The organism is Janthinobacterium sp. EB271-G4-3-2 (assembly GCF_020858035.1).
In the GTDB taxonomy this organism is placed as follows: Bacteria; Pseudomonadota; Gammaproteobacteria; order Burkholderiales; family Burkholderiaceae_D; genus Janthinobacterium; species Janthinobacterium aestuarii.
The window spans coordinates 41215-56028 of record NZ_JACYMG010000002.1 but is presented as its reverse complement, the minus strand read 5'-3'; the positions used below and the strand labels follow the sequence as shown (position 1 = coordinate 56028).

At 66.7% G+C, this 14814-nt stretch carries 14 protein-coding genes; 11 read left to right on the top strand and 3 right to left on the bottom strand.

The features are described 5' to 3' along the window. The first annotated feature begins 154 nt into the window (after positions 1-154). Together IGS55_RS05245 and IGS55_RS05240 are read left to right on the top strand one after the other, a co-directional pair. The gene (locus tag IGS55_RS05245; RefSeq protein WP_230515367.1) at positions 155-868 is read left to right on the top strand and encodes a winged helix-turn-helix domain-containing protein; all 714 of its coding nucleotides are present in this window, start codon (positions 155-157) and stop codon (positions 866-868) included. Continuing rightward, complete coding sequence (locus IGS55_RS05240; RefSeq protein WP_230515366.1) at positions 865-1536, top strand: LuxR C-terminal-related transcriptional regulator; 672 nt, start codon at positions 865-867, stop codon at positions 1534-1536. Before IGS55_RS05245 ends, IGS55_RS05240 begins: the two co-directional genes overlap by 4 nt. Here the strand turns inward: IGS55_RS05240 and IGS55_RS05235 are convergent. The 3 genes from IGS55_RS05235 to IGS55_RS05225 all read right to left on the bottom strand — a co-directional run bounded on the left by IGS55_RS05235 (position 1533) and on the right by IGS55_RS05225 (position 6026). Then, a complete protein-coding gene (locus tag IGS55_RS05235; RefSeq protein WP_230515365.1) occupies positions 1533-1952 on the bottom strand; it encodes a protease inhibitor I9 family protein in 420 nt (139 codons plus the stop codon). The genes IGS55_RS05240 and IGS55_RS05235 overlap by 4 nt on opposite strands. 114 nt (positions 1953-2066) lie before the next feature. After that, on the bottom strand, positions 2067-5219 hold the full coding sequence (locus IGS55_RS05230) for a S8 family peptidase (RefSeq protein WP_230515364.1): 3153 nt from the start codon (positions 5217-5219) through the stop codon (positions 2067-2069). A gap of 45 nt (positions 5220-5264) precedes the next feature. Then, entirely contained in the window at positions 5265-6026 is a 762-nt protein-coding gene (locus IGS55_RS05225; protein WP_230515363.1) for an NF038120 family PEP-CTERM protein, read from the bottom strand. Positions 6027-6491: 465 nt separating this feature from the next. On the opposite strand from IGS55_RS05225, the gene gspG reads away from it, so the two are divergent. The 9 genes from gspG to IGS55_RS05180 are packed head-to-tail and all read left to right on the top strand — an operon-like array spanning position 6492 to position 14814. Beyond that, positions 6492-6935: a type II secretion system major pseudopilin GspG gene (gene gspG / locus IGS55_RS05220; RefSeq protein WP_034751618.1), complete on the top strand. Its 444-nt coding sequence runs from the start codon at positions 6492-6494 to the stop codon at positions 6933-6935. 36 nt (positions 6936-6971) lie between these two features. After that, positions 6972-8177: a type II secretion system F family protein gene (locus IGS55_RS05215; protein WP_230515362.1), complete on the top strand. Its 1206-nt coding sequence runs from the start codon at positions 6972-6974 to the stop codon at positions 8175-8177. Beyond that, positions 8174-9868, top strand: a complete 1695-nt coding sequence (locus IGS55_RS05210; protein WP_230515361.1) for a GspE/PulE family protein — start codon at positions 8174-8176, stop codon at positions 9866-9868. Before IGS55_RS05215 ends, IGS55_RS05210 begins: the two co-directional genes overlap by 4 nt. Next, positions 9861-10679, top strand: coding sequence for a hypothetical protein (locus IGS55_RS05205; protein ID WP_230515360.1), 819 nt, complete (start codon positions 9861-9863; stop codon positions 10677-10679). Before IGS55_RS05210 ends, IGS55_RS05205 begins: the two co-directional genes overlap by 8 nt. Next, positions 10676-11224 carry a hypothetical protein gene (locus tag IGS55_RS05200; RefSeq protein WP_230515359.1) on the top strand — a complete coding sequence of 183 codons (549 nt, stop codon included), beginning with the start codon at positions 10676-10678 and terminating at the stop codon, positions 11222-11224. Before IGS55_RS05205 ends, IGS55_RS05200 begins: the two co-directional genes overlap by 4 nt. After that, a complete protein-coding gene (locus IGS55_RS05195) occupies positions 11221-11793 on the top strand; it encodes a hypothetical protein (RefSeq protein WP_230515358.1) in 573 nt (190 codons plus the stop codon). The genes IGS55_RS05200 and IGS55_RS05195 overlap by 4 nt, the downstream gene beginning before the upstream one ends. Next, complete coding sequence (locus IGS55_RS05190) at positions 11790-12311, top strand: hypothetical protein (protein ID WP_230515357.1); 522 nt, start codon at positions 11790-11792, stop codon at positions 12309-12311. Before IGS55_RS05195 ends, IGS55_RS05190 begins: the two co-directional genes overlap by 4 nt. After that, positions 12311-14335 carry a secretin N-terminal domain-containing protein gene (locus IGS55_RS05185; RefSeq protein WP_230515763.1) on the top strand — a complete coding sequence of 675 codons (2025 nt, stop codon included), beginning with the start codon at positions 12311-12313 and terminating at the stop codon, positions 14333-14335. The genes IGS55_RS05190 and IGS55_RS05185 overlap by 1 nt, the downstream gene beginning before the upstream one ends. Beyond that, positions 14332-14814, top strand: coding sequence for a type II secretion system protein (locus IGS55_RS05180; RefSeq protein ID WP_230515356.1), 483 nt, complete (start codon positions 14332-14334; stop codon positions 14812-14814). Before IGS55_RS05185 ends, IGS55_RS05180 begins: the two co-directional genes overlap by 4 nt.

The following is a 14814-nucleotide window of genomic DNA, read 5'->3' as shown; positions in this document are numbered from 1 at the left end:
CGCTGTGTTTTTTTTCATGTATTTATTCGCAATAGCTATAAATCAGGAAACTAAATTGTATTAGTCAGCGTTTTACGCTTGATGCATAGTAAAAACTTGTCGGGCAGTCTAGTTTTCTGATGACTGCCGCCAACTTTTTTCGGGAGATGCATCGATGCCTGGCCATATCCTGGTGCTGGACCCTGCGCCCGCCATGCAGGCGCTGCTGGCGCATAACCTTGCGGGTGCCGGCTACCGGGTCAGCTGCGCCCTGGACGCGCGCGGCGCGCTGGCGCTGCTGGCGGCCGATCCCCCCGACGTGCTGCTGCTGGAGTGGGAACTGCCCGATGCGTCCGGCATCGCGCTGCTGCGCCAGGTGCGCCAGGATGGCGTGCAGTGCGACTTGCCCATCATCATGATCAGCGCGCGCGACAGCGAACAGGACAAGGTGCTGGCGCTGGAAAGCGGCGCCGACGATTACCTGTGCAAGCCTGTCGGGCCCCGTGAAATGCTGGCCCGCGTGCATGCGCTGCTGCGCCGGCGCGCGCCATCAGCCTTGCGCGCAGGCGCAGGCACGGCCGGGGTTGCCGCCTTGCGGCTCGATCCGCAGACCCTGCGTGTGACGGCCGGCAAGGTGCCCATCCACCTGGGCCGCGTGGAATTCAAACTGCTGCATTTCCTCATGGATCATCCGGGCCGGGTGCATAGCCGCGCGCAACTGCTGGACCAGGTGTGGGGCCATGCCGCCTACCTCGATGAACGCACGGTCGACGCCCACGTGGGACGCTTGCGGCACGCCTTGCAGCCGGGCGGCTGCGGCCACCGCATCGAAACCGTGCGCGGCAGCGGCTACCGCTATCTGGCCTCTGACGCCGCCGTGTGCGCATGATGCTGCTGACGGGGAGGGAGCAGGAATACCTGCTGCACGCTATCCTCGGCGCGCATGGCATCGCCGCGCCCGGCGATTTCTTTTTGTGGAGCCAGGGGCCGCTGCAAACGCTGTTGCCGCACGACATATTGATGTGCGTGCAACTGGACGCCGACGGGGCCGTGCTGCGCAGCGAAGCCTGGCACAGCGCCGCGCCCGATCACGCGCAGCTGCGCGAGCGCCAGGCCCAGCTGGCCCACCTTGCGCTGGCCTGGCGCGCCGGTGGACAGAGGGCGGGCGTCATCGACGGCGTGCTGGTGCATGGCAGCGTGGGTGACGCCGGCGGCAGTTTTTTTGCCCTGTTCGCCGTGAAGCAGGCGGACGCGGCGCGCCAGGCGTATGCGCTGGAATTGCTGCTGCCCTATCTGCACGTGCATTGGCTGGCGCTGCCAGGCAGCCAGCGTGCGCGCGCGACTGGCCCGGTTGCCACGCGCGCGGCCAGTGCGCGCGAGCTGGAAGTGCTGCATTGGGTGCGCGAGGGGAAAAGCAATGAGGAGGTGGGGCAAATCCTCGGCATCAGCGGCACCACGGTGAAAAGCCATTTGCAGCGCATCTACAAATTACTTGGCGTGAGCAACCGCATGCAAGCCGTGTCGCGCGGCATCGCGCTGCGCCTGCTCAGCCACTAGCGCTGATCCTGCGGCCGGGCCTGCAGCTTTTCATTGCCATTGCCATCTTGCGTGTGTTCGATGCTGCCGGGCGATACCCGTGCCACGTCCGGACTCGCTTGCAGGCGCGCCACTTCGGCCGGTGTCAGCATGGCGGCAAAGCCATTGAAGGCAGCCGTGTAGCGGTATTGCACGGGGGCGTCGGGTACCAGTGCCAGCACGGCGCGCTGCTGCGTTTCCAGCCGGGCCGTGTAGCGCCGCGCGGCGTCGCTGTTGGTATCGAGACCATGCACGCCGTCCGCTTGCGAGGCCAGCGGCGGGGCGCGCAATTGCACCAGATAGGACTGCCGCGCCGCAGCGGCCTGCGCCGCGACAGGCAGGGCATGGATGCTGGCCATGCCGGCCAGGATGGCGATACTGAGGCGAAATGCGGACATGCTAGCTCCCTTGGCGCGTAGCGCCCATGCGCCGATTGTACGCGCGTCGCGCATAAAAAACGCGCCCCGCAGGGCGCGCCGTGTTATGGCCTCGAATGGCCTGGAGCGATACCGTTACAGCTTGGCGTCCGCTCTCACGTTGCGCTGGCTGGGGACGGCCAGCGGCAACGGGTTGTTGGTCTCCACCGACAGCACGGTGGTGGACGCCGCCGCGTTGTTGCCATCAAGGAAGACTACGCCGCCCAGGTAGCGCTTGCCCGTTTCCAGCCCCGACCAGCTGACGCCGGCCGTGGCGCTGCCGCCCACATACACCTTGGACGGCAGGGTGGCTTTCAGGTTGCCGCCCTTGTCGGCTGTCGTGACGACGGCCGACGACAGGCCGAAGCCGGTCGAGACGCCATTCGCCAGTTCGTAGCCGATCACGCACACCTTGTAGCTGCCCGCCGCCGGGGTGGTGACGGTGATGGCCTCGTTCGAGCCGGCCGTGGCCGAAGTGGCGACGGTCGCGCCGGTACTGTTGAGCAGCAGCAGGTCGAGGTCATTGCCGGCGCCTTCCGTGGTGTCGCGGTCGAAGGTTTCGAAGCGCGCCACGACGGTGCTGGCGGGAATGCTGACATTGACGACGCGCACCCCGCTGCCGCCCGCCTGGCACGCGGCAGCCATCTGTTCCAGCGTGTCGACGCTGCCCGGCGCGGCCTGGCTGATGGTTTGCTCGCTGCGCGCCACTTCCTTCAGGCCGCCCGTCGCCGCGCCCACCTTGCCGGCAAAGCCGGTGGACAGGGTCAGCGAACGCAGGCCGCTGACCTTGTCGGCCCGCAGCAATGCCGGCGACTGCACCGCGCGGCCCGAGCGGGCCGTGACGGGGCTGCGCACCGTGTGCACGCCGTCGCTCCACACGAGGGCGCCGTACTGCCAGGCATTGTCCGGCGCCGTGGTGCGCGTCAGGGTCACGGTGAAGGACTTGGTTTCGCCGGGCGCGAGCGCCAGGGTGGCAGGCGAAACCGCCACGCTGTAGCCGCTGAGCGAGGCACTGGCCGTGTACGTGGCGCTGCCGCTGCCCACGTTGGTGACGCGGCGCGTCACCGTTTGCGTGCCCAGCACGTTGCCGATGGTAATGGACGGCATGTTCAGGTTGTAGCCGGCCAGGGTGCCGCCCGCGCATTCGGCCGTCATGCCGACGCCGCACATGTATTTCTTGTAGTCGGCCAGGCTGGCGTCATACACGAGGCCGGGATCGGCGGCCTTGTTCGGCGTTACATGGCCGGCACCCTGGCCCCATGGCAGGATGCCGCGCGCGTCGCCGGCCTGAACGTCGGGCAGGGTGGTGCTGCCGGTCGTCATCAGGGCCGATTTGATGGCGGCCGGGCTCCAGTCCGGATGCTGCTGGCGCAGCAGGGCGGCCAGGCCGGCCACGTGCGGGCTGGCCATCGAGGTGCCTTGCAGGAAGATGTAGGCTTGCGCCGGCACCAGGCTGCCATCCTGCACAGCGTCGCGCTGGGCGCGCGACAGGGCAGGCGTGCCGCCGGCCAGGATGTCCACGCCAGGCGCCGTGACGTCCGGCTTGAGCAGGTTGGCGTCATACAGGTTCGGGCCGCGCGACGAGAAGTCGGCCACCACGGGGGCGGCAGGGCCGTTGCCGTTGGTGACGAAGCGCGAGATGGCGGCCGTGGCCGTGCCCGTTTGCGCCTGGACGTTGATCAGCGCGCCATCGGCGGCGCTCACGTGCACGGCCGGCAGCACGTGCGGATCGGACACCAGGCCCACGCCCGTGTCGACCAGCACCATGCCGGCGCCGCCCGCTTCGAGCACGGCGACGCCCTTGTCGGTACGCGCCGTGGTGCCGCGCAGGCAGCTGACGACCTTGCCGGCGACCTTGGCCGGGTCCAGCAGGGCCACGCCGCCGTTGTCGCCGGCGCGGTAGCACAGGGCCAGTTTTTGCGCATCGGCGCCGGGCAAGCCCGCGTCTTGCGCGCGGATCAGGGCGGTGGCCGGCAGCGGGTTGTAGTTGAGCGAGGCGCCCGTGTAGCTGGCGCCGTTGCTCAAGGTCACCTTGGCCTGGTTGGCGCGGTTGTGCGTCGAGGCGGCCACCGTCGTGATCCATGGGCTGACGTGGGCCACGGTATTGGCAGGACCCGCATTGCCGGCCGAAGCGGCAACGAAGACGCCCGCATTCGACGCGTGCAGGAAGGCTTGCTCGACCGGGTCGTTGACGGTGCCGCCGCCGCTGATCGAATAATTGATCACGTGGACGCCGTCCTGCACGGCTTTTTCAATCGCCGCCACGCTGTCGCCGCCGTAGCAGCCGTTCTTCGCGCCGGTCGGCTGGGTGGCCAGGTTGTACGACCAGCATACCTTGTAGACGGACAGGCGGGCGCGCGGCGCCACGCCGGAAATGGCGCCCAGGGGCGAGCCGTTCACAGTCACGGGCACGCCCGCATTGCCGCCCGCGGTGGACGAGGTGTGCGTGCCGTGGCCGCCTTCGCCATTCGGGTCGCCGATGGAATCGCGCGGCGAGGTGAATTCGCTCCAGTGCTGGATCTTGTCCGTCTCGGTCAGGCGCACGGCGTTGAAATACTGCGCGCCCAGCAATTTGTTGTTGCAGTGGTCGGACGTAAAGCCTTCGCCTGCCTGGCAGCTGCCTTTCCAGGCGGCCGGCGGCGCGCCATAGGCCAGGGTGGCGTTCGGGTCGAAGGTCGGGGCGCCATTGGCGTCGACCTTGTCCGCATACGACAGGTTTTCCGGCCACACGCCGCCATCGACGATGCCGATGATGATGTCTTCGCCCGCATGCTGCTTGCCGCCCAGCTGGCTCCACAGGCCGCCCGGCTGGTCCAGGCCCAGGAAGGTGGGCGTGTAGTTCGTTTGCAGGGCGCGCGGTTCGTCGGGGGCGATGCTGGCCACTTCGCCGCTCGCCTGCAGCTGGCGCACTTCGGCGTCCGTCAGCAGGGCGGAGAAACCGTTGAGGACGATCTTGTACTGGTATTGCACGGGCGCGGCGGCGATGAGCGCCTGTACCCGCGCCTGTTTCTGTTCAAGGTAGTCGCCGTACAGCTGCACTTGCGCGCTGGCCAGGTCGAGGCGGCCGCCGGCGGCCGGCTGGGTGGCGCCCAGGCCTTCCACCGAGCCGGTGTAGGAGGCGATCGGTTTATCGGTCAGCTGCACGATGTAGGGGCGGCGCAGGTCGTCGGCGTGGGCCTGGAAGCTGAGGCTGGCAAACAGGCTCAGCACGGCGAGCGAAATGGGACGCAAGGCGGGACGGAATGTCATGTAAGGGTTTCCTGTATCGGTATCGGAGTCAAAAAGAGGCGGCAATCAGGCTTGCTTGCTGCGGCGGCGCGCAGCGAATCCGATGCCTGCCAGGCCCAGCAGCATCATCGCGTAGGTCGATGGCTCCGGTACCGAGGCGACGATATTGTCGAGCGCAAACTGGCCCTTGTTGCTCGTGAAGGCGTTGCAACTGCCGGCCGTGTTGCAAGTGAAACCGAAGAAGGCCAGCGAGGCGAATTGCTGGCTGCCGAAGCTGGCGCTCGTGTTGTAGCGCTGGAACTGAAAGTTGCCGCCGATGGGGCCGCCCAGCTGATAGGTTTCATAGATGGAAGAGCCGTTGGCGTAGAAGCCTTGCACGCGCAGCAAGCCCGCTACGGCCGGATAGGTGACGCCTTGGGCATAGCCGATGAAGCTGGCGTCGAAGCCCTGCAGGCTGACGCTGCCGCCCGGGTTCAGCGGGTCCAGGTAGACGATGCCGTCGTTGAGGGAGGCATAGTAATTGCTCGTATTGTTGGTCGGGCACGCCATGCCGCAGGCGGCCGGGTCCGTGCCGTCGAACACGGCGCCGACCAGGTCGCCATAACTGGCACCGGCGGCATTCGAAGCGCCCGTCAGCAGGAATTTGCTCAATTCCAGGGAGTCGCCATGGCCGACGAACTGGCTGTCGACGTTGTCAAAGTTGATCACGTCCGCGATGGCGGCGGGGGCCCAGGCGGCGGACAGGGCCAGGATGGCGGCGCCGGTCCACTGCTTGGCCGAGAAAGGACTTGCTGCGGCAGTTGCCTTCGAATGCACAATACGAGTCATGAATTTTCCCTTGGTGATTATGTAGGATGCAATATGTTTTGCGTCTGGGATGCTCTTTTCTGCGTGGACGGGTAAGACCAATACGGAGAAAATTGATTTTTACTATAGCAAAAGAGGCAATTGCATTGTTTGATATTCTTGCAAATTTAATTTGAAAGTTGCAAATAATGAATGAATAAAATTCATCATTTACTATGGTTTGACAACCAAAAGTAGATAGTTTCCGCATTGAAAATAGTTGAATAATTGACTAGCCAGTCAGGCGCGCGCGGCGCCGTGGCCCTTTCGTACACACTGGATGGTTTCCGCAGGAATTTGTTGTTCACAGAGCAAAGAAAAGATTGTATTAACCATAACCGGCATGGTAGGCTGATAAGCATCAGGCAAGCGCGTGTCGCCCGTGCGTGGTCATCCGCCGCGCACAGCGACGCAATGTATTGAAGGTAGGCAATAAGGAGTTACCGGATGCATGCAGCACACAGGCAGAACCTTGCGGCAACGCGCCATGCGCGCGGCTTTACCTTGCTCGAATTATTGGTTGTCATCGTGATCATCGGCTTGCTGGCGGCGTATGTCGGCCCCAAGTATTTTGCCCAACTGGGCAAATCCGAAGTGACGGTGGCCAAGGCGCAGATCGAGGCGTTTGAAAAATCGCTCGACACCTACCGCCTCGACGTGGGGCGCTACCCCACCACGGAAGAGGGGCTGGCCGCGCTGCTGGTGGCGCCGCCCGCCGCCGGTACGCGCTGGAATGGCCCTTACCTGAAAAAAGCCGTGCCGCTCGACCCGTGGGGCCATGCGTATCAATACCGCGCGCCCGGCAGCAAGGGCGAATACGACATCGTCTCGATGGGCAAGGATGGCCAGCCGGGCGGCAGCGGCGAGAACGCCGACATCAGCTCGCAATAGCGCCAGCGCCATTCTTTTTCCTACGGACAAGCCATCATGCAGTTCGAAGTACGCGCGCTTTCCACGGACCAGGCCGTAGCTACCTTGCAGACGTGCGTGATCGACGGCCGCGACGAAGCCGACGCGCGCCGCCAGGCCGAGGCGCGCGGCTTGTTTGTCAGCGCCATCCGCCCCGTGCGGGCCACGCCGTTCAGCGCCGCCGGGCGCCAGCGGGCGCGGGCCTTGCCCTTGCTGCTGTTCAGCCAGGAATTGCTGGCGCTGCTGCAAGCGGGACTGGGCATCGTCGAAGCGCTGGAAGCCTTGCTGGAAAAGGAAGCGTCGCCGGCCACGCGCAGCGTGCTCACGCGCCTGCTCGAAGGCTTGCGCGAGGGCAAACGCTTTTCCGCCGTGCTGGCGGAGCAGGCGGAACTGTTCCCCCCCTTGTACATCGGCATCGTCAAGGCGGCCGAGGGCACGAGCGACTTGCCGCGCGCGCTGTCGCGCTACATCGATTACCAGCAGCGCATCGATGCGGTGCGCTCCAAAATCGTCAGCGCCGCCATCTATCCCGCCATCCTGCTGGCCGTGGGCGGCGGCGTCAGCGCCTTCCTGATCAGCTATGTGGTGCCCCGTTTCGCCGAGGTCTACCAGGGCGCCGGCCGCAACCTGCCGTGGATGTCGCAAGTGATGCTCAGCTGGGGCCAGTTCGTCACGCAGCATGGCGTGCTGCTGTTGCTGGGACTGGCGCTGGCCGGCAGCATCGTGTTCACGGCCGTGCGGCGCGTGTTGCGCAACGGCGGCGTGGCGCGCCTGCTGGCGAAGTTGCCCGGCATCGGCGAGCGCGTGCGCATCTATGAACTGTCGCGCCTGTACCTGACCCTGGGCATGCTGGCCGAGGGCGGCATCACCATCGTGCAGGCGATCGCCACCGTGCAGGCGATGGTCTCGCCTGGCATGCAGGCGTCCTTACAACAGGCGCGCGGCGCCATCGAGGCGGGCCAGCCGCTGTCGTCCGCGTTCGAGCAGCATCAATTGACGACACCGATTTCCCTGCGCATGCTGCGCGTGGGCGAGCGCACGGGCGACATGGGCCCCATGCTGACGCAGTCGGCCGCCTTTTATGACGGCGAAATCAGCCGCTGGATCGACCGTTTTACACGCACCTTCGAACCCTTGCTGATGGCCGCCATCGGCCTCGTCGTGGGCGCCATCGTGATCCTGCTGTACATGCCCATCTTTGACCTTGCCGGCGATATTTCATGAACCAGATTTCCTCCGTTCCCGCCGCCATCGACCCCGCGCTGCTGCAGCGCGCGCGCGTCCTGAGCCGGCAATCGAAGCGCAGCCTGGTCGAGGAATTGCAGGAGCTGAGCGGCATCGAGGCGCGCGCCGTGGTGCGCGAACTGGCGCGCCCGTTCGGCCTGGACGTGCTGGAAACGGCCGACATGCTGGCCTTGTCTCCCGCCTTCGATGTGCTGCCCCTGTCGCAGGCGCTGGCGCGCCACAGCGTGCTGCTGCGCGCCGCCGGCGGCCAACTGGTGGGCGTGATCGCCGACCCCTTCGATCTCGACCTGCAAACCTGGCTGAGCGCGCGCGCCGGGCAGGGCGTGTTGCACGTGCGCCTGGCGCTGCAGGCCGACATCGGCGCCTACCTGTCGAAACAGGAAGAATCGGCGCGCGCCGTCGACAGCCTGCTGCCCGGCGCCGTTACCGACGCGCGGCGCGACGGCAAGACGGCGGCCGTGCTGTCCTTCGCCAGCGTGTCGGAAGCGGCCAGCCCCGCCGTCAAGCTCGTCAACTCGACCCTGTATGACGCGCTGAAGGCGGGCGCCTCGGACATCCACCTGGAAAGCACGGCCGGCGGCCTGGCCGTCAAGTACCGCGTCGACGGCGTGCTCGATCACGCCACGTCCGTCAACGGCATCGAAGTGGCCGAACACATCATCTCGCGCCTGAAAGTGCTGGCCGAACTCGATATCGCCGAGCGCCGCGTGCCGCAGGACGGCAGCTTCCGCGTCGAGTCGGGCGGGCGCGAAATCGATCTGCGCGTCTCCATCATGCCCAGCATCCATGGCGAGGATGCCGTCATCCGTATCCTCGACAAGCGCGCCATGATCGAGGCGTATGGCGCGCTGACCCTGGAAGCGCTGGGCTTTGACTCGCCATCGCTGGTCGCCTTGCGCGCGCTGGCGCAGGAGGCCTACGGCATGCTGCTCGTCACGGGACCGACCGGCTCGGGCAAGACGACGACCCTGTATGCGGCGCTGACGGAAATCCATAACGGGCGCGAAAAGATCATCACCATCGAAGATCCCGTCGAATACCAGCTGCCCGGCATTTTGCAAATCCCCGTCAATGAAAAGAAGGGGCTGACCTTTGCCAAGGGCTTGCGCTCGATCCTGCGCCACGATCCCGACAAGATCATGGTGGGCGAGATCCGCGACCGCGAAACGGCGGAAATCGCCGTGCAGTCGGCCCTCACGGGCCATTTGGTGCTGACCACCGTGCACGCGAATAATGTGTTCGACGTGTTCGGCCGTTTTACCCACATGGGCATCGACCCGTATGCGTTCGTCTCGGCCCTGAACGGCATCTGGGCGCAGCGGCTGATCCGCACCAACTGCCCCCATTGCGCCACGGAGTACACGCCCGATGACAGTGAACTGGCCAGCGTGGGCCTGGCGCGCGCCGACGCGGCCGAGTATCAATTCAAGCAGGGCAAGGGCTGCGGCGACTGCCGCGGCACGGGCTACAGGGGGCGCCGCTCGATCGCCGAAATCCTCGTGCTGACCGATGAAATCCGCGAACTGATCGTCGATAAAAAACCGATCCGCCAGATCAAGGCGGCCGCGTATGCGAACGGCACGCGCAGCCTGCGCCTGGCGGCGCTGGAACTGGTCAAGCGGGGCGCCACCACCATCACGGAAATCAAGAGGGTCACCCTGCATGCGTAGAGGTCTTGGACAAGGATTGCGCCTGGGCGTGGCGGCGGGCAAGGTAAGCCTGTGGCGCAGCAGCCGCTGGCGCGCGCCCGCCTGGACGCCGCTCGGTGAAGCCGCGTATGCGCCGGACGACGCGCTGCATGGCGACTTTGCCGCCCTGGGCCAGGCGCTGGAACAGATACTGCCGGCTGGCGAATACGCGGGCTGGCCCTTGTCCGTCGTGCTCGACGATGCTCTGGCGCGCTTGTGGCAAGTGGACATGCCGCAGGGCGCCGCGCGCCTGGCCGATATCGAGGCGGCCGCCGCGCTGCGCTTCCAGTCGCTGTATGGCGATGCGCCCGGCTTGTGGCACAGCAGCAGCGCCTGGGATGCGCGCGCGCCGTTTTTCTGCGCCGTGCCCCGTGCCTTGCTGGCGCAGCTGACGCGCGTGGCCGAAGCACGCAAGCTGGCCCTGATTTTCATTACGCCGCAATTCGCGCGCCACTGGAACCGCTGGCACGGCGCCTTGAAAGCGGGCGCCTGGTTTGGCCAGTTGCAGGAGAGCGCCCTGACCCTGGGCGTGCGGCATGAAGGCCGTTTGCGCGCCGTGCGCGCGCTGCCCGTGCCGCCTGGCGCTGGCAGGGACTGGCTGGCGCAGACCTTGGCGCGCGAGGCGCTGCTGCAAGGCGTGTCCGCACCGACGCTGCTGCAGCTGTGCGGCGCGCCGCCGCCCGCATGGCTGACGCCGGCGAAAGAATTCCACTGCCAGGTTTTTTCCGCGCCGGATGGCGAAAACGGCTTGTCGCCGGCCGCCCGGCTGGCGCATAGCGGAGGCGTGGCATGACGCGCCTCGATATCGATTTCGCGCCGCCAAACTGGCGCCGCAGCCTGCACCGCGTGCCCGCGTGGGCGTGGTGCGTCGGCGCGCTGGGCGTGGCGCTGGCCGTCACGGCGGCGTACAGCGGCAGCGCCGCGCTGCAGCGCCAGCAACTGCGCGAAGGACAGCTGCAGCGCGCGCAGCAGCGCGTGCTGGCAGCCACGCGGGGGCCGGCGCCGGTGGTGTCCGCGCCAATCGCGCCGGCGCAGGCGGCGGCCGTGAATGCGGCCATCCTGCAATTGAACCTGCCGTGGCGCGACCTGCAGGATGCGCTGGCCAGCGCCACGCCGCCCGCAGTCGCGCTGCTGGCGCTGGAACCCGATGCGCGCAAGCGCGTGCTGAAGATCACGGCCGAAACGGGCAGCAGCGACGCCATGGTGGCCTACATCGCGCAATTGAAGCGGCAGGAGCTGTTCGGCTCCCGCGTGCAGCTGCTGCGCCATGAAATCAACGCGCTCGATCCGAACAAACCGTTGCGTTTCCAGCTCGAAGCGCGCTGGGGCACGCCATGACGGCCATCGACCTCAACAGCTTGCGCCTGCGCGCGCAACTGCTGCTGCGCCGCCTGGGTGCGCCCGCCTGCCTGGCACTGGCGTTGCTCATGCTGGGCGTGGCCGCCTGGGTCTGGGCCTGGCAGCAGCGCGCCGTGGCGGCGCAGCTGGAAGCGCGGCCCTTGCCGCAGCCGGCGTTGGCCGTGGTGGCCGCCGCGCCGCCGGCGACGGCCAGCGAAAACCTGGCGCGCTTTTATGCCGCCCTGGGACAGCAGCGCCACGCCGAGCAGCAAGTCAAGCAGCTGTTCGACCTGGCCGCGAAAAACGGCTTGCTGCTGGCGCAGGGCGAATACAAGAGCGGCTACGACAAGGCCAGCCGGGTCGCCACCTGGCAGGTGACCTTGCCGCTGAAGGGCAGTTATGCGGCCGTGTCGCAGTTCGCGCTGCAAGCGCTGCGCGCCGTCCCTTTCGCCTCGCTCGACGAACTGAGTTTTCGCCGCGAGCAGATCGCCGATACGGAGCTCGAAGCGCGCTTGCGCCTGACCTTTTATCTGACCGATATGCCTGGCGATGCGGGAGAAGCGCCATGAGGCCGCGCCATTATCTGATGCTGGCCGGCGTGCTGGGCGCGGGCGCCTTGCTGCTGTTCGGCGAGCGCCAGCCCGTGGCCGACGTGGCCGAGGCGGTGGAGCGGGCCGTCGCGCCCGCGCGCCATGCGGCGGCCAAGGTGCCAGCCGCGCAGCCGGCCATCCTGGCCCTGCTGCCGCGCAGCGAAGTGGCGGGCGAGGATGGCGACACCTTTGGCGGCGCCGGCGCTGTCTTCCAGAGCCAGAACTGGAATCCGCCGCCGCCGAAAATGGCGGTGACGGCCGCGCCGCCGCCTCCGCCCCCAATGGCGCCGCCGCTGCCTTTCGTCTACCTGGGCAAGGCGGCCGCCGATGGCGCCTGGGAAGTGTTTCTGTCGCGCGCCGACAAGACGTATATCGTGCGCGCCAATACCGTCATCGATGGCGCCTACAAGGTCGTGACGATCGCGCCGCCCGTCATGACGCTCACTTATCTGCCGTTGAACCAGATTCAGCAGCTCAACATTGGAGTTTCCGAGTGATGTCTCGTTCCTTTTCATCGGCGCTGCTGCTCTTGTCGCTGTCCGGCTGCGCAGGGCAGCAAGCCTACCGCGACGGGCGCGAGCTGATCGCGCAAGACCAGGTGCCTGCCGGCCTGCAAAAGCTGCAGGAAGCGCTGCGGCAAGACCCCGGCAATGCGCAGTACCGCAGCGCCTATCTGCAGGCGCGCGAGCGGGCGACCGGCAGCCGCTTGCAGCAGGCCGAGCGCCAGGCGCAGGCGGGGCAGGGCGAGCTGGCGCGCGCCTCCTTCATGAGCGTGCTGGAAATCGACGCGCAGAACGAGCGGGCCAGCAGCGGCTTGCGCGCGCTCGAGCGCGAGCAGCGCCAGGGCAAGCTGCTGGCCGAAGCGCAGAAAGATATCGAGGCCAGGCGCTACGACCCCGCGCGCCAGCGCCTGAACGCCATCCTGACCGAGCAGCCGAACCATGCGGGCGCGCGCACGCTGCTGCGCGAGGTTGATGAGAAAACGGCGCCGCCCGTGGTCGAGTCGGGCCTGGCCAAGTCGTACAAGCAGCCGATCACGATCGAGTTTCGCGACGCGCCGTTAAAACAGGTGTTCGAGCTGATCGCGCGCCGCTCCGGCCTCAATTTCGTCTTCGACAAGGACGTCAAGGCGGACGCGAAAACCTCGATCTTCCTGAAAAACAGCACGGTGGAATCGGCCGTCTACTTCCTGCTGGTGACGAACCAGCTGGAGCAGCAGGTGATGGATGCGAACACGATCTTGATTTACCCGAACGTGGCGGCGAAATTGAAGGAGTACCAGGAAGTGCTGGTCAAGACCTTCTTCCTGGCGAACGCGGACGCCAAGCAGGTGGCCAACACGCTCAAGACCATTTTGAAGACGCGCGACGTGGTGGCCGATGAAAAGCTCAACCTCGTCATCGTGCGCGACACGCCCGAGGCGATCCGCCTGGCCGAGCGCCTGATCGCGCTGCAGGACGTGCCCGAGGCGGAAGTGGTGCTGGAACTGGAAATCCTTGAAGTCAAGCGCAGCCGCCTGATGGAGCTGGGCGTGGCCTGGCCATCGAGCCTGACCCTGACGCCGCTTTCCACCTCGGGCGGAATCGGCCTGACCATCAGCGACCTGAACAAGCTGAACCAGCGCACCATCGGCGTGAGCGACCTGTCCGTGACGGCCAACGCCAACAAGACGGACGGCGACGCGAACATCCTGGCCAACCCGCGCATCCGCGTGCGCAACCGGGAAAAGGCGAAGTTCGTCATCGGCGACAGGGTGCCCGTGGTGACCACCACGATTTCGCCGGGCACGGGCGGCTTCGCTTCCGAGTCGATCAGCTACCTGGACGTGGGCCTGACGGTGAACGCCGAGCCGACCATCTATTTGAACAACGAGGTGGGCATCCGCATCTCGCTCGAGGTGAGCAACCTGGGCGCGGCCACCACCACCCGCAGCGGCTCGACCCTGTACCAGATCGGCACGCGCCAGGCGTCGACCATGCTGCAACTGAAGGATGGCGAAAACCAGGTGCTGGCGGGCCTGCTCAACAATGAAGAGCGCAGCTCGGGCAACAAGGTGCCGGGCCTGGGCGACATCCCCGTGCTGGGGCGGCTGTTCGGCAGCAGCAAGGACGACAGCCAGAAGACGGAAATCGTGCTGTCGATCACGCCGCACCTGGTGCGCACGGTGCAGCGTCCGGAAGCGAAAGAGTCGGAATTCTCGGCCGGTACGGAAGGCAGCTTCCGCCGCCGTCCCGACATGGCGGCCAAGGCGCCCACGCAGATGCCGGGCACGGTGATCGTGCGTTCCGGCCCGTCGGCCGTCGGCATGCAGCCGGCGCCGGCGCAGCCGATGATGACACCGGGCGCTTTTCCGGCGCCGCTGCCGCAGACGGTGCCCGCGCCGGAAGTGGCGCCGTCGCCCGAGCCGTCCCCGTCGCCTTTGCCGATATCGTCGGGCCAGCCCGTACCGCTGCAGGCGACGCCCTTGCCGCTGTCGTCGAGCCAGCCGGTGCCGGTGGTGCCGCCGCCCCCCGCCAAATGAGACAGGCGCGTGCGCGGGGCGGCTTTACCCTGATCGAACTGCTGGTGACCCTGGCCATCCTGGGCGTGCTGGCCACCCTGGTGATCCCCGTCACGCAAGTGACGGTGCAGCGGCGCCAGGAGCAGGAATTGCGGCGCGCGCTGCGCGAGATCCGCCAGGGGATCGATGCGTATAAACGGGCTGGCGACGAAGGCCGCATTGTGCGCGCGACAGACGCCAGCGGTTATCCGAAAAGCCTGGAGCTGCTGGTCGAGGGCGTGGCGGACCAGCGCAACCCGAAGCGCAGCAAGATGTTCTTTTTGCGCCGCGTGCCGCGCGACCCGTTCAATGGGGATGCTGCCCTCAGCGATGCGCAAACGTGGGGCAAGCGCAGCTACGCCAGCGAGGCGGCCGAACCGCGCGAGGGGGACGATGTCTACGATGTGTATTCCACGTCCGGCAAGACCGGCTTGAACAACGTGCCTTACCGTCTATGGTGA

Bases quoted from the DNA above. Each gene is read 5' to 3' on its own strand.
- IGS55_RS05245 (WP_230515367.1), top strand. From the start codon at position 155: ATGCCTGGCCATATCCTGGTGCTGGACCCTGCGCCCGCCATGCAGGCG.
- IGS55_RS05240 (WP_230515366.1), top strand. From the start codon at position 865: ATGATGCTGCTGACGGGGAGGGAGCAGGAATACCTGCTGCACGCTATC.
- IGS55_RS05235 (WP_230515365.1), bottom strand. From the start codon at position 1,952: ATGTCCGCATTTCGCCTCAGTATCGCCATCCTGGCCGGCATGGCCAGC.
- IGS55_RS05230 (WP_230515364.1), bottom strand. From the start codon at position 5,219: ATGACATTCCGTCCCGCCTTGCGTCCCATTTCGCTCGCCGTGCTGAGC.
- IGS55_RS05225 (WP_230515363.1), bottom strand. From the start codon at position 6,026: ATGACTCGTATTGTGCATTCGAAGGCAACTGCCGCAGCAAGTCCTTTC.
- gspG (WP_034751618.1), top strand. From the start codon at position 6,492: ATGCATGCAGCACACAGGCAGAACCTTGCGGCAACGCGCCATGCGCGC.
- IGS55_RS05215 (WP_230515362.1), top strand. From the start codon at position 6,972: ATGCAGTTCGAAGTACGCGCGCTTTCCACGGACCAGGCCGTAGCTACC.
- IGS55_RS05210 (WP_230515361.1), top strand. From the start codon at position 8,174: ATGAACCAGATTTCCTCCGTTCCCGCCGCCATCGACCCCGCGCTGCTG.
- IGS55_RS05205 (WP_230515360.1), top strand. From the start codon at position 9,861: ATGCGTAGAGGTCTTGGACAAGGATTGCGCCTGGGCGTGGCGGCGGGC.
- IGS55_RS05200 (WP_230515359.1), top strand. From the start codon at position 10,676: ATGACGCGCCTCGATATCGATTTCGCGCCGCCAAACTGGCGCCGCAGC.
- IGS55_RS05195 (WP_230515358.1), top strand. From the start codon at position 11,221: ATGACGGCCATCGACCTCAACAGCTTGCGCCTGCGCGCGCAACTGCTG.
- IGS55_RS05190 (WP_230515357.1), top strand. From the start codon at position 11,790: ATGAGGCCGCGCCATTATCTGATGCTGGCCGGCGTGCTGGGCGCGGGC.
- IGS55_RS05185 (WP_230515763.1), top strand. From the start codon at position 12,311: ATGTCTCGTTCCTTTTCATCGGCGCTGCTGCTCTTGTCGCTGTCCGGC.
- IGS55_RS05180 (WP_230515356.1), top strand. From the start codon at position 14,332: ATGAGACAGGCGCGTGCGCGGGGCGGCTTTACCCTGATCGAACTGCTG.